Source organism: Allobosea sp. WAO, assembly GCF_001509835.1.
Classification (GTDB): Bacteria; Pseudomonadota; Alphaproteobacteria; order Rhizobiales; family Beijerinckiaceae; genus Allobosea.
In genome coordinates this window covers 342,774-357,239 of the sequence record NZ_JXTJ01000012.1, presented here as the reverse complement: position 1 = coordinate 357,239, position 14,466 = coordinate 342,774, and the positions used below count along the sequence as shown (strand labels likewise).

Genomic DNA, 14,466 nt, shown 5'->3' with positions numbered 1-14,466 from the left:
TGCTCGCCACAAGGGCGAGCAGGACGGCGAGGTTACGCGTCCCCCACACTGGCCGTCTCCCGCAAGGGAAGAAGGGATAGTGCATGCTCAGCGGGCCTCGCGCGAAGCCTCCGGCGCCCGCGGCCATTCCGGCGCCTCGCCGCGCAGCTGTTCCCAGGCCCGCGCCATCTGCAGCACGCCGAGATCGTCGAAGCGTCTTCCGGTGATCTGCAGGCCGATCGGCAGGCCTGACGCGGTCATGCCGGCATGCACCGAGACCGAAGGCTGGTCCGACATGTTGGCGGCGACGGTGAAGACGATGTGCTCGAAGGGCCGCTCGGGATCGTGGATCGGCGAAGCCAGTTCGGCGGCAAAGCTCGGCACCGGCGAGACCGGCGAAAGCACGTAGTCGAAGGGGGCAGCGGCTTTCAGCGCTGCATGGCGGATCGCCAACATCTGGCTCATGCCGCGATGCACCTGTGCGCCTGTAAGGACACGGCCGCGCTCGGCCCAAGCGTAGATATAGCGCAGCACCTTGTCCTGCTTCTCCTTCGGCAGGCCTCCGATCTCGGCCCAGGCGCGCTGGCGCCAGAAATCGTCGAGCCCGTCGAGCATGTCTCGGGTCAGGAAAGGCGGCGCGATCTCGACGATCGCCCCTGCCGTTCGGAACGCATCGGCCGCCTTGACGATCGCCGCCCTCCCTCCGGCTCGATCGGCAGGCCGATGCCGGCCTCCAGCTGGAGTCCGATCCGGAGCCCGCGCGGATCGCGCTCGAGGTCGAGCCAGGCGATCTCCTGCGGCGGCAAGCTCATCGGGTCGCGCTCATCTGGCTTGGAGAGTTCGCGCATCATCAGCGCTGCATCGGCGACCGTGCGCGTCATCGGCCCGGCGACACGGCCGTAATAGGTCGGGTCGATCGGCACGCGGCCGAAGCTCGGCTTCAGCCCGACGAGCCCGCACCAGCCGGCCGGCAGGCGGATCGAGCCGCCGATATCGGTACCGACATGGAAAGGCCCATAGCCGGCCGCGCCAGCCGCCGCCGCACCGGCCGAGGAGCCGCCGGGGTTCTTCGAGAGGTCGAACGGGTTGCGGGCGAGTTCGTGGAAGCTCGACAGGCCCGAGGAGAGCATACCGTAGTCCGGCATGGTGGTCTTGCCGAGGATGACGCAGCCCGCCTCGCGCAGGCGCTGTGCCGGCGGCGCGTCGGCTGCGGCGGGGGCAAACTCCATCGCCGCCGTGCCGAGCGGCACGGGCACACCCTTTGTCGCGATGTTCTCCTTGATCGTGCAGGGCACGCCGTCGAGCGCCAGTGCCTTGCCCCGGCGCCAGCGCGCCTCGCTCGCCTTGGCGGCAGCTCGTGCGCCTTCGGGATCATAAGCGTAGAGCGCGTTGAGCGACGGCTCCCATTGAGCGATCCGCGCGATCACCGCCTCGGTGACCTCGACCGGCGAGAGCTCGCGCGAGCGGAAGGCCTTGAGCATGTCGACGGCGCTGAGATCGGCGAACTCGATCATGGGAAAGCCTCCGCAAGCATGTCCGAACTTAATCCCGCGAACGCCGCGTGCGCGGGTCGACCGCGTCGCGCAGACCGTCGCCGAGCAGGTTGAAAGCCAGCACCGAAAGCGCAATCGCCATGCCCGGGAAAATGGCGAGCCAGGGCTGTGCCGCCATGAAGGTCTGCGCCTCGTTGAGCATGCGGCCCCAGGACGGGTTCGGCGGTTGCGTGCCGAGCCCGAGATAGGACAGGCCGGCCTCGGCGAGGATGGCGAGCGCGAACTGGATCGTCGCCTGCACCACCAGCACCCCCGCAATGTTCGGCAGGATGTGCAACCGGGTGATGGTGATTTCCCGCAGCCCGGCGGCGCGCGCCGCCAGCACATAGTCGAGCGCCCAGCATTGCAGCGCCGCTCCCCGCGCCAGCCGCGCGAAATAGGGCAGGCTGTAGATCGCGATGGCGATCACCGCATTCATCATGCCCGGCCCCCAGACCGCGCTGATCATGATCGCCGAAAGCACGGCCGGAAAGGCGTGGCTGAAATCGGCCATGCGCATGATCAGATTGTCGAGCAGCCCGTCGCGCCGCATCGCCGCAACCAGACCGAGCGCGCTGCCGACGGTCAGGCCGAGGCCGACAGCGCCGAGGCCGACCGCCAGCGAATTGCGGGCGCCGACCATGATCATCGAGAAGACGTCGCGGCCGAACTGGTCGGTGCCGAACCAGTGCTCGGCCGAGGGCGGCCGCAGCCGCTTGAGGATCGCCATCTGCTTGGGATCATAGGGCGTCCAGACGTAAGAAGTCAGCGCCGCTGCGACGACGAGCCCGGCGAGGAAGAGGCCGGCAAGGAAGGATGGGCTGGCCCACCAGCGTCGCGTACGCCCCGATACGACGAGCGGCGGCGGCCTCATGTCGCACGGCTCCTGCCGCAGTTACGCCACCTCGGCAGAGCGAACTGGGCTATGGTCGGGCAAGCCAATGGGCTGAGCATTCGTCCGTTCGAGAGGAGGTTCAGGCTATGCCGCGCGTCATCGCGCTCATTCACCAGTCGGCCGGCGTCTTCGGCATCAGCTTCCCGGATTTCCCGGGCTGCATCTGCTCCGCCGACAGCCTTGACGAAGCCGTGCGCCGCGGCAGCCGCGCGCTTGCCCGGCATGTCGCCGCGATGGTCGAGGACGGCCTCGCCGTTCCCGAGCCGCGCCCACTGTCGGCACTGCGCGTCGATCCGGATTTCGCCGGGGATATCGTCGAGGCGGTCCAAATCGTGCCGGTCGAGCTGCCCGATCTCGAGCCGCGCCCCTTCGTTCCGGCTGGCGCCGCCCGCATCGGCCTCGGCTGGCATTGAAAGCTGCGCCATCGCGTCAATCCGCCTGCCGCAGGCGCGGGTCGATGACGCCATAGAGCAATTCGACCAGGAAATTGATCAGCACGACCAGCGTGCAGAACAGCATGACGAGGTCCTTGACCACGATCAGGTCGTGCTGGGCGATCGACTGGAAGACCAGTCGCCCAAGCCCCGGCAGGGTGAAGACGTTCTCGATGATGATCGCGCCGGCGATCAGCACCGAGAACTGCAAGCCCAGAATGGTGACGACCGGGATCAGCGCATTGCGCAGCACATGGCGCAGCATGGTGCGGCGCCGGCTCACCCCCTTGGCCCGGGCGGTCCGGACATAATCTTCCTGCATCGTCTCCAGCATCGCTGCCCGGGTGACGCGCGCCAGGATCGCCGCCTGCGGCAGAGCGAGCGCGATCGCCGGCAACAGCAGCGCCTTGAAGGCCGGCACGAGCCCCGTGCTCCAGCCGGGGAAGCCGCCGGCCGGCAGCCAGCCGGTGCCGACCGAAAAGACCAGCACCAGCAGGAGGCCGAACCAGAAGTTCGGAATCGCGAGGCCGGCCTGCGCGAAGACCATCACCGCAGCATCGCCCGGCCGATTGTGATGCGCCGCCGCGACGGCGCCGAGCGGAATGCCGATCGCCATTGCCAGCAGGATCGCCATCGCGGCCAGCGGCAGCGTCACCATCATGCGCTCGCCGATCAATTGCGTCACCGGCACGCGATAGGTGTAGCTGAGGCCGAGATCGCCGGTGAGGAGCCCGCCGATCCAGGTGAGGAAGCGCACCGGCGCCGGCCGGTCGAGCCCCATTTCCGTGCGCAGCGCCGCCAGAGCTTCGGGCGCCGCATTGAGGCCGAGCGTCACCGCCGCCGGATCGCCCGGCAGGATTTCGAGCACGAGGAAAATCACCAGCGCGGCGCCGAGCAGCGTCGCTGCCAGGGCCAGAAGCCGGCGCAGGAGATAGGCGGTCACGGGACGTTCCCTGTGGCGAGCAACGCAATCCCTCCTGCGCCGTCATTCCGGCCGCAGCGCAGCGGAGCGCCGGAATCCATCATAGAGCACGGAGGCCTTCGATGGATCCCGGGTCGACCTTCGGCCGCCCGGGATGACGAGGAGGATGTCATGAGCGGCTCGCCCAATGGGGTCAGCGCCAGCGCACCTCCGCCAGCGGCGTCAGCGGCAGCGGCCAGTCGGTCCACATGCCTTCGAGGTCGGCCTTGGTCACCGTCAGCTTCGGCAGGATGAAAAGGAAGCCGTTGACCGCGTCGCGCGCCAGCATGCGCTGCGCCTCGCCGTAGAGCTTGTTGCGCTCGGTCTCGTCGATCGTCACGTCGATCCTGGCCATCAACGCCTTGAACTCGGGGTTCTTGTACTGGAAGTAGTAGTCGTCGCGGGCATAATTGCCGATGTCGAGCGGCTCGGTATGGGCGATCACCGTGAGGTCGAAATCCTTGCCCCGGAAGACCCGCTCCAGCCATTGCGGGAATTCCAACGGCTCGATCGAAGCGTTGATGCCGATCTGCGCCAGCAAGGCCGCGATGATCTCGCCGCCGCGCCGCGCATAGGCCGGCGGCGGCAGGCGCAGCGTGCAGGAGAAGCCGTTCGGGAAGCCCGCCGCCGCGAGCAAGCTCTTCGCCTTGGCGATGTCGACCGGATAGGTGCCGGTGAGATCGACATAGGCCGGGTGCAGCGGCGAGAAATGGCTGCCGATATAGTCGAGATCGAAGCCGTAGACGCCGAGCGCAATGGTCTTACGATCGAGCACAAGCGCGATCGCCTGCCGAACCCTGACATCGCTGAACGGCGCCTTGGCGTTGTTGATGGCGAGGATGGTCTCGCCCTCGGTCTTGCCGAGCGTGACCTTGAGCTTCGGATCGGCCTTGAGCTGCGGGATCGCCTCCGGCGCCGAGAGATTGGTGAAGGCGTCGATGTCGCCGGCCCGGAGCGCCGCGACCTGCGCCTGCGGATCGCCGATGAAGCGGAACACCGCCTTGGCCAGCGCCGGCTTCGGGCCCCAATACTCGGCATTGCGCTCGAATTCGAGCCGGTCGCCGCGGTTCCAGCGCGCGAATTTGAATGGGCCGGTGCCGACCGGCTTGGTCTTGTTGTCCGCCGCCGTCGCCGGCGAGACGATGATCGCGTCGCCCCAGGCGAGGCCATAGACGAAATTCGCCGTCGGCTGCTTCAGCTTGATCACGACCGTCAACGGATCTTGCGCCTCGATCGCGGCGATCGGCGTGAAGATCCAGCGCTGGGCATTGGTCGAATCAGGCGCGACGGCACGCTCGAAGGAGAACTTGACGTCGCGCGCCGAGAAGGGCGTGCCGTCATGGAAACGGGCATTGCCGCGCAGCTTGAAGGTATAGGTCAGGCCGTCGGGCGAGACCGTCCAGCTCTCGGCCAGCGCCGGCACGATCTTGCCGGTGCGATCCATCGCGACGAGGCCTTCAAAGATGTTCTGCAGCACGACCTCGCGTATCGCCTGCGCCGCGCCGGAGGTCGGATCAAGCGTCGGCGGCTCGAGCGTCATGCCGATCACGACGCTGTCCTTCGCCTGCGCGAAGGCCCGCAGCGGAAACGGGGTGGCGAGCGCGGCAACACCCACTCCCGCCAGAAGATCGCGCCGCGTCGTCATCGTTCACCTCCCTGATTTGGCGGCGCAAGATGGCGCGGGAACGAAGCGGGAGGCAAGAGCGGGGTTACCTATCAGCCCTCATCCTGAGGAGCGGCCGCAAGGCCGCGTCTCGAAGGATGCTTCAGAAGGCGCCCGAGGCATCTGGAGCATCCTTCGAGACGCCGCTTTCGCGGCTCCTCAGGATGAGGCTCGCGGAGGATTCTAGACGAAATAATCCGGATTGCTCGCCTGCAGATGGACGAGATCGGGCAGGAGCGTGCCGAGATGCTGGCGCATCGCCGCGATCGCGGCCTGCGCGTCATGGCGCCGGACTTCGTCGACGATGGCGAGATGCTCGCGGATGACCATCTCCATGCGCCCGGGCACCGGCAGGGTCATGCGCCGGCAGCGGTCGATCTGGCTTTTGGCGGCCTGGGCGAGTTTCCAGACGCCGGGATAGCCGGCGCCCTGCGCCAGCGCCTCATGGAAGGCCTCGTCGGCGCGGTGAAAGCTCTCCTGATCGCCAGCATCGAAGGCTTCGTGCTGGCGCGCGATCGTCGCGTCGAGCCGCGCGACGTCCTCGGCGCTCGCCCGCTCGGCCAGCAGCTCGACCGTGGCGCATTCCAGCGCCTGGCGAATGAACACCGCCTCCGGGATCGCTCCGATCGGGATGCGCGCGACGAAGGTGCCGGCCTGCGGGAAGATCTCGACCAGCCCCTCCTCCTTCAGCCGGATCAGCGCCTCGCGCACCGGCGTGCGGCTCATCCCGAAACGGGCAGTCAGCTCCTTTTCCGAGAGCGGCGCGCCCGGCCGCAGCTCCATGTCGAGAATCTCGCGCCGGAGTTCATCCTGCACCATCGCGGCGGCGGTCGCCCGTCCCGCGGGGACGGCAGCCATGCGCTGCGGTCGCCGCTCGCGCCGGCCCGCACCGGCCTCGCGACCGCTCACGGCTTCCGACATCGCCTCGCCCCGGCCATGATTGTCGCCTCCCGAATAAGACATGACGCGAGTCGACGCCTGTCGTTGACATCGACTAACACGACTCCGTTTGACGTACTAGTATATTAGTATATTGACCGCGACACAGCGCCGTGCCTATGGTCACGGCCATAAGAGGAAACGCCAGCGATGCTGCTGCACGACGATCGTCTTCTGCCTGCCGAACCGGTGACGCGCGGCATTGCGCGCCGCCTCTATGCCGGCATTCGCGACCTGCCGATCATCTCGCCGCACGGCCACACCGACCCGCGCTGGTTCGCCGAGGACAAGCCGTTTCCCGATCCGGCGACGCTGTTCGTCAAGCCCGACCACTACATCTTTCGCATGCTCTATTCCCAGGGCATCAAGCTCGAAGAGCTCGGCATCGCCCGCAAGGATGGCGGCGAGGTCGAGGGAGATCCGCGCAAGATCTGGAAGCTCTTCGCCAGCAACTGGCACCTGTTCAGGGGCACGCCGACCAGGCTCTGGTTCGAGCATGCAGCCAACACGATCTTCGGCATCCGCGAGCGGCTCAGCGCCGACAATGCCGACAGGATCTATGACCGCATCGCCGAGCAGCTGGAGCAGGGCGAGTTCCGCCCGCGGGCCTTGTTCGAGCGCTTCAAGATCGAGGCGATCTCGACCACCGAAGGCGCGCTCGACGCGCTGAAATGGCACGACATGATCCGGGACTCCGGCTGGGGCGGCAAGGTCGTCACCGCCTATCGGCCCGACAGCGTCGTCGATCCCGAATTCGAGGGCTTCAAAGGCAATCTCGAGCAGTTCGGCGAGCTGACCGGCGAGGATACCGCGAGCTGGAACGGCTATCTCGAAGCCCATCGCAAGCGCCGCGCCTATTTCATCGCGCGCGGGGCGACCTCTTCCGACCACGGCCATGCCACGGCGCGCACCGCCAACCTGACCCAGGCCGAATGCGAGAAGCTCTTCGCCAAGATCCTGAAGGGCAAGTTCTCAGCCGAGGATGCCGACCTCTTCCGCGGCCAGATGCTGACCGAAATGGCCAAGATGAGCCTCGATGACGGGCTCGTCCTGCAGATCCATCCGGGCTCCTACCGCAACCACAACCCGCATCTGTTCGAGCATTTCGGCCGCGACATGGGCTGCGACATCCCGCGCGGGCTGGACTATGTCTCGGCGCTGAAGCCGCTGCTCGACGCGGTCGGCAACGAGCCCGGCTTCACCGTCATCGCCTTCACCCTCGACGAGACCGTCTATTCGCGCGAGCTCGCCCCGCTCGCCGGCCACTATCCGGCGCTGAAGCTCGGGCCGGGCTGGTGGTTCCTCGATGCGCCCGAGGCGATGCTGCGCTTCCGCGAGCTGACCACCGAGACGGCCGGCTTCTACAACACGGTCGGCTTCAACGACGACACCCGCGCCTATCTCTCGATCCCGGCGCGCCACGACGTCGCCCGCCGGATGGACTGCCACTACCTCGCCAAGCTCGTCGCCGAGCACCGGCTCGACGAGGACGAGGCGGCGGAAGTCGCCCATGACCTCGCCTATCGCCTGGCCAAGGAGGCCTACAAGCTGTGACCGCCGCGACCAGCAGGATCGACGAACGCCAGGCCGCCCATCCGCGCGATGTGCGCGGCTACGACACCGAGGCACTGCGCCAGGATTTCCTGATCGAGCGCATCTTCGTGCAAGGCGAGATCGCGCTGACCTATAGCCATTACGACCGCATGATCGTCGGCGGCGCGATGCCGGCGGCCAAGCCCCTGACGCTCGACCCCTTCCCGCCGACCGGCACGCCCTTCTTCCTGGCGCGACGCGAGCTCGGTGTGATCAATCTCGGCGGTGCCGGCTCGGTCAGTGTCGACGGCGAGCGCTTCGACCTGCCGAGTCTCGACGCACTCTATGTCGGCCTCGGCGCGAAGGAGGTTTCCTTCGCCAGCGCCGACCCGGCGAACCCGGCCAAGTTCTACCTGACCAGCGCTCCGGCCCATCGCGAGGCCAAGCACCAGCTCATTCGCAAGGACGAGGCCAACACCCTGCATCTCGGCTCGGCCGAGACCTCGAACAAGCGCACCATCCGGCAATACATCATGCCGAACTCGACCGGCACCAACCAGCTGGTGATGGGTATGACCGCGCTGGAGCCGGGCTCGGTCTGGAACTCCATGCCCTGCCACACCCATACGCGGCGTATGGAGGCCTATCTCTACTTCAACCTCGACCCGGCCCATCGCGTCTTCCACTTCATGGGCGAGCCGCAGCAGACCCGCCACATCCTCGTCGCCAACGAGCAGGCGGTGATCTCGCCGAACTGGTCGATCCATTGCGGCTGCGGCACCTCGAACTACGCCTTCGTCTGGGCGATGGCCGGCGACAATGTCGAGTTCACCGACATGGACGCCGCCCCGGTGGAGACCCTGCGCTGATGGTGACGCGCTCGCCCTTCTCGCTGGAAGGCCGCCGGGCGCTGGTCACCGGCGCCAATACCGGCATAGGCCAGGGCATTGCCCTGGCGCTGGCGCAGGCCGGCGCGACCGTGGTCGCAGCCGGCCGCTCAAGCATGGCGGAAACGCAGAAGCTGATCGCCGAGGCCGGCGGAACCTGCCTGCCGCTCCAGGCAGATCTCCAGCAGAACGGTATTGCCGGCCGCGTCATCGACGAAGCTCAGGACCTCGCCGGCCCGCTCGACATCCTCGTCAACAATGCCGGCATCATACGCCGGGCCGACGCGCTCGACTTCAGCGAGAGCGACTGGGACGAGGTGATGAACCTCAACCTCAAGGCCAATTTCTTCCTGGCCCAGGCCTTCGCCAAAGCCGCCCTCGCCGCTGGCCGGACCGGCCGCATCGTCAACATCGCCTCGCTGCTCTCCTTCCAGGGCGGTATCCGCGTCGCCTCCTATACGGCGAGCAAGAGCGGGCTAGCCGGCCTGACCCGGCTCCTCGCCTGCGAATGGGCAGCCAAGGGTATCAATGTGAATGCCATCGCGCCCGGCTATGTCGAGAGCAACAACACCGAAGCACTGCGTGCCGATCCCGAGCGCAACGCCGCGATCCTCGGCCGGATTCCGGCCGGGCGCTGGGGCAAGCCCTCGGATATCGGCGGCGCGGCCGTGTTCCTGGCGAGCGACGCCGCTTCCTACATCCACGGCGCGATCCTTCCTGTCGACGGAGGCTGGCTGGCAAGATGACCGACCGTCTCAACGCCTTCTTCCAGCATGATGCGGATATCGCCTGGGAGGCGACCGATCCCGGCATCAAGCGCAAGATCATGGGCTACGGACCGGACCTGATGGTGGTGCGCGTCGCCTTCGAGAAGGGCGCGGTCGGCAAGCCGCATCAGCACCCGCACCGCCAGGCCTGCTTCGTCGAGAGCGGCGTCTTCGACGTCACCATCGATGGTGAGACCAGCCGGCTTTCCGCCGGCGACAGCTTCTTCGTGCCGGCGAACCTCATCCATGGCGTCGTCGCCATCGAGGCCGGGCAGCTCGTCGATTCCTTCACGCCGATGCGGGAGGAATTTCTCTAGACACCGCCGCGCCGGCCTTCCGCCGGCAGGGCGCCCACCACGGGCAAGAACGACCGGAAAATCCGGCGAATTTCAAACGGGAGGGACTTCAACATGATCACGAGACGGCATTTCGCCGCGCTTGCGGGCGCGGCCTTCATCACCAGCCTCAGCATGTCGGCGCAGGCGCAGAACGTCACCCTGCGCTCCACCGACATCCATCCGACAGATTATCCGACGGTCGAAGCCGTCCGCCACATGGGCAAGCTGCTCGACGAGCGCACCCAGGGCCGCATCAAGATCAACGTCTTCCACTCGGCCCAGCTCGGCCAGGAGAAGGACACGATCGACCAGACGCGCTTCGGCGTCATCGACATGAACCGCATCAACATGGCGCCGTTCAACAATCTGATCCCGGCGACCAACGTGCCGTCGCTGCCCTTCATCTTCCGCTCTGTCGACCATATGCGGAAGGTCATGGACGGCCCGATCGGCGACAACCTGCTGAAGGACTTCGAGAAGCACGACCTGATCGGCCTCGCCTTCTACGATTCCGGCTCGCGCTCCTTCTACAACTCCAAGAAGGCGATCAACACGCCCGCCGACATGAAGGGCATGAAGATCCGCGTCCAGCAGTCGGACATGTTCGTCGCCCTCGTCTCGGCGCTCGGCGCCAATGCCACGCCGATGCCGTTCGGCGAGGTCTATTCGGCGCTCCAGACCGGCGTCATCGACGGCGCCGAGAACAACTGGCCGTCCTATGAATCGACCCGGCACTTCGAGGTCTCGAAGTTCTATTCGCAGACCGAGCACTCGCTCTCTCCGGAAGTGCTGGTGATGTCGAAGCGGTCCTTCGACAAGTTCAACGCCGCCGATCAGGCGCTGATCAAGACGGCTGCCAAGGAATCCGTCGCCAAGATGCGCGAGCTCTGGGACGCCCGCGAGAAGGCTTCGGAAGCCAAGGTCAAGGCCGGCGGCGCCCAGATCAACGCGGTCGAGAAGCAGCCCTTCATCGACGCGATGAAGCCGGTCTACGACAAGTTCGTCACCGATCCGAAGCTCAAGGAAATGGTCACCGCGATCCAGGCGGTGAAGTGAGCTGAATGGCGGGGCAGCCTCCGGGCTGCCCCGTTCTTTTATCGAGCAGGCCCTCATCCTCAGGAGCGATCGCAGATCGCGCCCCGCTAGGATGATCCGGGGATCGCTGGAGCCATCCTTCGAGACGCCGCTTCGCGGCTCCTCAGGATGAGGGCTGAGCCTGAACGACCGGCACCCATTCTTGGACATCCCATGCACGCCTTCACAGCGTCTCTCACGCGCCTCGGCGCCAAGCTCAGCCTCTACGCGCTGTTCACCGCCGGAACCGGCCTCGTCCTGATGACCATCATGGTCGCCTGGGGGGTGTTCGGCCGCTACGTCCTCAACGACACGCCGATCTGGGTCGAGGCCGGCTCGCTCTTCCTGATGTCCTGGTTCATCCTGCTCGGGGCCGCCGTCGGCGTGCGCGAGAGCGACCATCTCGGCTTCGAAGTCGGGCTCGTCATGTCGCCGCCGCCGCTGCGCACAGTCCTCATCCTGATCGGCGAGGGGCTGGTCTGCGCCTTCGGCCTCGCCATGCTGGTCTATGGTACTCAGCTCGCCATCGGCACCTGGAGCGACCGCATGCCGATCATCGGCATCTCGCGCGGCTGGGACTATGTCCCGATCGCCGCCGGCGGCGGGCTGATCGCCCTGTTCGCGCTCGAGAAGATGCTGCTCTTCGTCACCGGCCTGACACAGGCCCCGCTCGGCTTCGGCCATTTCGGCTCCGAGCAGGAGGTCTGAGCCATGGAACTCTGGGTTCTCTTCGGCACCTTCTCGCTGCTGCTTCTGATCGGCGTACCCGTCGCCTTCTGCCTCGGCATCGCCTCGGTCGCGACCGTCGCCTATATGGGCCTGCCGCCGGTCGTCGTCTTCCAGCAGATGAATTCCGGCATGAACGCCTTCGCCATGATGGCGATCCCGTTCTTCATCTATGCCGGCGACCTGATGATCCGCGGCGGCATCGCCGAACGTCTGATCCAGATGGCGTCGAGCCTGGTCGGGCATCTGCGCGGCGGCCTCGGGCAGGTCAATGTCGTGACCTGCACGCTCTTCGGCGGTATTTCCGGTTCGGCCGTGGCCGACGCCTCGGCCGTCGGCGGCCTGATGATCCCGCAGATGAAGAAGCGCGGCTATGACGCCGACTATGCCGTCAACGTCACGGCGAATGCGGCGATCATCGCGCTCCTGATCCCGCCCTCGCACAACATGATCATCTATTCGCTGTCGGCGGGCGGCAACATTTCGATCGCCGACCTGTTCACCGCCGGCATCGTGCCCGGGCTGATGCTTTGTGGCGCATTGATGGTCGCCGCCTGGGCGGTCGCGGTGAAGCGCGGCTATCCGCGCGAGGCCTTTCCGGGCTTTGCAGCCGTCGGCCGCTACGTCGTCGTCGCGACACCCGGCATCCTCTTGATCGGCATCATCTTCGGCGGCGTCCGCTCCGGTGTCTTCACCGCAACGGAATCCTCCTGCGTTGCTGTCGTGTATGCGATCCTCGTCACCATCCTGGTCTATCGCCAGCTGACCTGGACCGCCTTCGTCGAGGCGACCTTGGGTGCCGTCCGCACCACCGCCATGGTGCTGCTGGTGATCGGCACCGCCGGCGCCTTCGGCTGGCTGATGGCCTTCCTCGAGGTGCCGCAGGCGACGATCGCGGCGATGAAGGCGGTCTCCGACAATCCACTCGTCATCCTCCTGATGATCAACCTGATCCTGCTGGTGCTCGGCACCTTCATGGACATGGCGCCGATGATCATCATCTGCACGCCGATCTTCCTGCCCGTGGTCAAGGCCTTCGGCGTCGACCCGATCCATTTCGGCGTGATCCTGATCCTCAATGCCGGCATCGGTCTCAACACCCCGCCGGTCGGCTCGGTGCAGTTCGTCGCCTGCGCCATCGGACGCATCTCGATCGGCGAATCCATGCGCACGATCTGGCCCTTCTATGGTGCATCGGTTGCCGTGCTCCTGCTGGTGACCTATGTGCCGGGCTTCTCCCTCTGGCTGCCGAGGCTGTTCCATTGACGCGCCTGTCTTCCGCCACGCTCGCCGCCCTCCCCGCCATCGTCCGGCGCCCGGGCTATGACCGCAGCAAGCTTGAGCCCGGCATCGTCCATCTCGGGCTCGGCGCCTTCGCCCGCGCCCATCTCTGCGAGTTCACCGACGATGCGCTGGAGACCGAGTTCGGCGCCTGGGGCATCATCGGCGCCAGCCTGCAGCGGCCCGACCAGCGCGACCGGCTGAAGCCGCAGGACGGGCTCTACACCTTCCTGAAGCGCGCTCCGGCCGGCCCTGAGCTGCGCGTCATCGGCTCGGTGCTCGACGTGCTCGTCGCGCCCGAGAACCCGCAGGCGCTGGTCGCGAAACTCGCCTCGGCCGAGACGAAAATCGTCTCGCTGACCGTCACCGAGAAGGGCTATTGCCACGATCCGGCGACCGGCAGGCTCAAGGCCGACCATCCCGACATCGTCCACGACCTCGCCAATCCCGGCGCGCCGCGCTCGGCCGTCGGCCTGATCGTCGCCGGTCTCACCGCCCGCAAGGCTACCGGCCTCGGGCCGTTCACGGCACTCTGCTGCGACAACCTTCCCTCCAACGGCCATGTCCTGGCCGGCCTCGTCCGCGATTTCGCGGCGCTGCGCGACGACAAGCTCGCCGCCTGGATCGAGACCAACGGCGCCTTCCCCTCGACCATGGTCGACCGCATCGTACCGGCGACCACCGATGCCGACATCGCCGAGGTGGCGAGCCTGCTCGGCCAGGACGACGCGGCCCCGGTGATCGGCGAGCCCTTCCGGCAATGGGCGATCCAGGACGTCTTCGCCGCTGGAAGGCCGCGCTGGGATGCGGCCGGCGCCCAGATGGTTTCGGAGGTCGCGCCCTTCGAGTTCATGAAGCTGCGCATGCTCAACGGCGCGCATTCGAGCCTCGCCTATCTCGGCTATCTCGCCGGCCATGAGACGGTCGCCGATGCCAGCTGCGATCCGGTCTTCGCCCGCTTCCTGCAGGGGCTCTGGAGCGAGATCATCCCGACCGTGCCGGCGCCGCAGGGCGTCGACCTTGGAACTTACGCCGGCGATCTGCTCGCCCGCTTCCAGAACCCGGCGATCCGCCACCGCACCTGGCAGATCGCCATGGACGGCTCGCAGAAGCTGCCGCAGCGCCTGCTCGGCACCATCCGCGAGCGGCTGAAGGCCGGCGCGCCGATCGACCGCCTCGCGCTCGGCGTCGCTGCCTGGATGTCCTATGTCGCCGGCACCGACGAGAAGGGCGCCGCTATCGACGTGCGCGATCCCCTCGCCGCGGAGTTCGCTGCGCGCGCCAAGGCCGCCGGCCGCAATGCCGCGGCACTGAGCACCGCCATGTTCGATCTCGGCGCGATATTCGGCAACGACCTGCCGCGCGAGCAGCGTTTCACGCAGGCGGTGGCCGACCATCTCGGCAGCCTGTTCCAGAAGGGCGCGAAGGCGACGGCCGCAGCACTGGGGTAAGCTCAG

The 14,466-nt window shown here is 67.0% G+C and carries 13 protein-coding genes and 1 pseudogene; 9 read left to right on the top strand and 5 right to left on the bottom strand.

Annotated features, from left to right (window positions below):
- Positions 1-87: 87 nt before the first annotated feature.
- Positions 88-1,493, bottom strand: a pseudogene (locus tag DK26_RS28710) (amidase).
- Positions 1,494-1,521: 28 nt separating this feature from the next.
- Positions 1,522-2,385: an ABC transporter permease gene (locus DK26_RS23225; protein WP_066477636.1), complete on the bottom strand. Its 864-nt coding sequence runs from the start codon at positions 2,383-2,385 to the stop codon at positions 1,522-1,524.
- A gap of 107 nt (positions 2,386-2,492) precedes the next feature.
- On the opposite strand from DK26_RS23225, the gene DK26_RS23220 reads away from it, so the two are divergent.
- Entirely contained in the window at positions 2,493-2,819 is a 327-nt protein-coding gene (locus DK26_RS23220; protein ID WP_066477634.1) for a type II toxin-antitoxin system HicB family antitoxin, read from the top strand.
- Positions 2,820-2,835: 16 nt separating this feature from the next.
- Here the strand turns inward: DK26_RS23220 and DK26_RS23215 are convergent, their stop codons facing one another.
- From DK26_RS23215 to DK26_RS23205, 3 genes are all read right to left on the bottom strand, one after another.
- Positions 2,836-3,783 (bottom strand): ABC transporter permease, encoded by a 948-nt coding sequence (locus tag DK26_RS23215; RefSeq protein ID WP_066477632.1) that lies wholly within the window; start codon positions 3,781-3,783, stop codon positions 2,836-2,838.
- Between the two features lie 172 nt (positions 3,784-3,955).
- Positions 3,956-5,446, bottom strand: a complete 1,491-nt coding sequence (locus tag DK26_RS23210) for an ABC transporter substrate-binding protein (RefSeq protein ID WP_083533490.1) — start codon at positions 5,444-5,446, stop codon at positions 3,956-3,958.
- Between the two features lie 201 nt (positions 5,447-5,647).
- Positions 5,648-6,427, bottom strand: a complete 780-nt coding sequence (locus DK26_RS23205; RefSeq protein WP_248310081.1) for a GntR family transcriptional regulator — start codon at positions 6,425-6,427, stop codon at positions 5,648-5,650.
- A gap of 126 nt (positions 6,428-6,553) precedes the next feature.
- Between DK26_RS23205 and uxaC the strand changes: the two genes are divergently transcribed.
- The 8 genes from uxaC to DK26_RS23165 all read left to right on the top strand — a co-directional run bounded on the left by uxaC (position 6,554) and on the right by DK26_RS23165 (position 14,460).
- Positions 6,554-7,957, top strand: a complete 1,404-nt coding sequence (gene uxaC, locus DK26_RS23200; RefSeq protein WP_066477630.1) for a glucuronate isomerase — start codon at positions 6,554-6,556, stop codon at positions 7,955-7,957.
- Entirely contained in the window at positions 7,954-8,805 is an 852-nt protein-coding gene (gene kduI, locus DK26_RS23195; protein WP_198162400.1) for a 5-dehydro-4-deoxy-D-glucuronate isomerase, read from the top strand. Before uxaC ends, kduI begins: the two co-directional genes overlap by 4 nt.
- Complete coding sequence (kduD, locus tag DK26_RS23190; RefSeq protein WP_066477628.1) at positions 8,805-9,569, top strand: 2-dehydro-3-deoxy-D-gluconate 5-dehydrogenase KduD; 765 nt, start codon at positions 8,805-8,807, stop codon at positions 9,567-9,569. Before kduI ends, kduD begins: the two co-directional genes overlap by 1 nt.
- Entirely contained in the window at positions 9,566-9,907 is a 342-nt protein-coding gene (locus DK26_RS23185; protein WP_066477626.1) for a cupin domain-containing protein, read from the top strand. The genes kduD and DK26_RS23185 overlap by 4 nt, the downstream gene beginning before the upstream one ends.
- Positions 9,908-10,000: 93 nt before the next feature.
- Positions 10,001-10,984 carry a TRAP transporter substrate-binding protein gene (locus DK26_RS23180; RefSeq protein ID WP_066477624.1) on the top strand — a complete coding sequence of 328 codons (984 nt, stop codon included), beginning with the start codon at positions 10,001-10,003 and terminating at the stop codon, positions 10,982-10,984.
- A 192-nt stretch (positions 10,985-11,176) separates the two neighbouring features.
- Positions 11,177-11,710 carry a TRAP transporter small permease gene (locus DK26_RS23175; RefSeq protein ID WP_066477623.1) on the top strand — a complete coding sequence of 178 codons (534 nt, stop codon included), beginning with the start codon at positions 11,177-11,179 and terminating at the stop codon, positions 11,708-11,710.
- 3 nt (positions 11,711-11,713) lie between these two features.
- Positions 11,714-12,994, top strand: coding sequence for a TRAP transporter large permease (locus DK26_RS23170; RefSeq protein ID WP_066477621.1), 1,281 nt, complete (start codon positions 11,714-11,716; stop codon positions 12,992-12,994).
- Positions 12,991-14,460, top strand: a complete 1,470-nt coding sequence (locus DK26_RS23165; protein WP_066477620.1) for a mannitol dehydrogenase family protein — start codon at positions 12,991-12,993, stop codon at positions 14,458-14,460. Before DK26_RS23170 ends, DK26_RS23165 begins: the two co-directional genes overlap by 4 nt.
- The last annotated feature ends 6 nt before the right edge of the window (positions 14,461-14,466 follow it).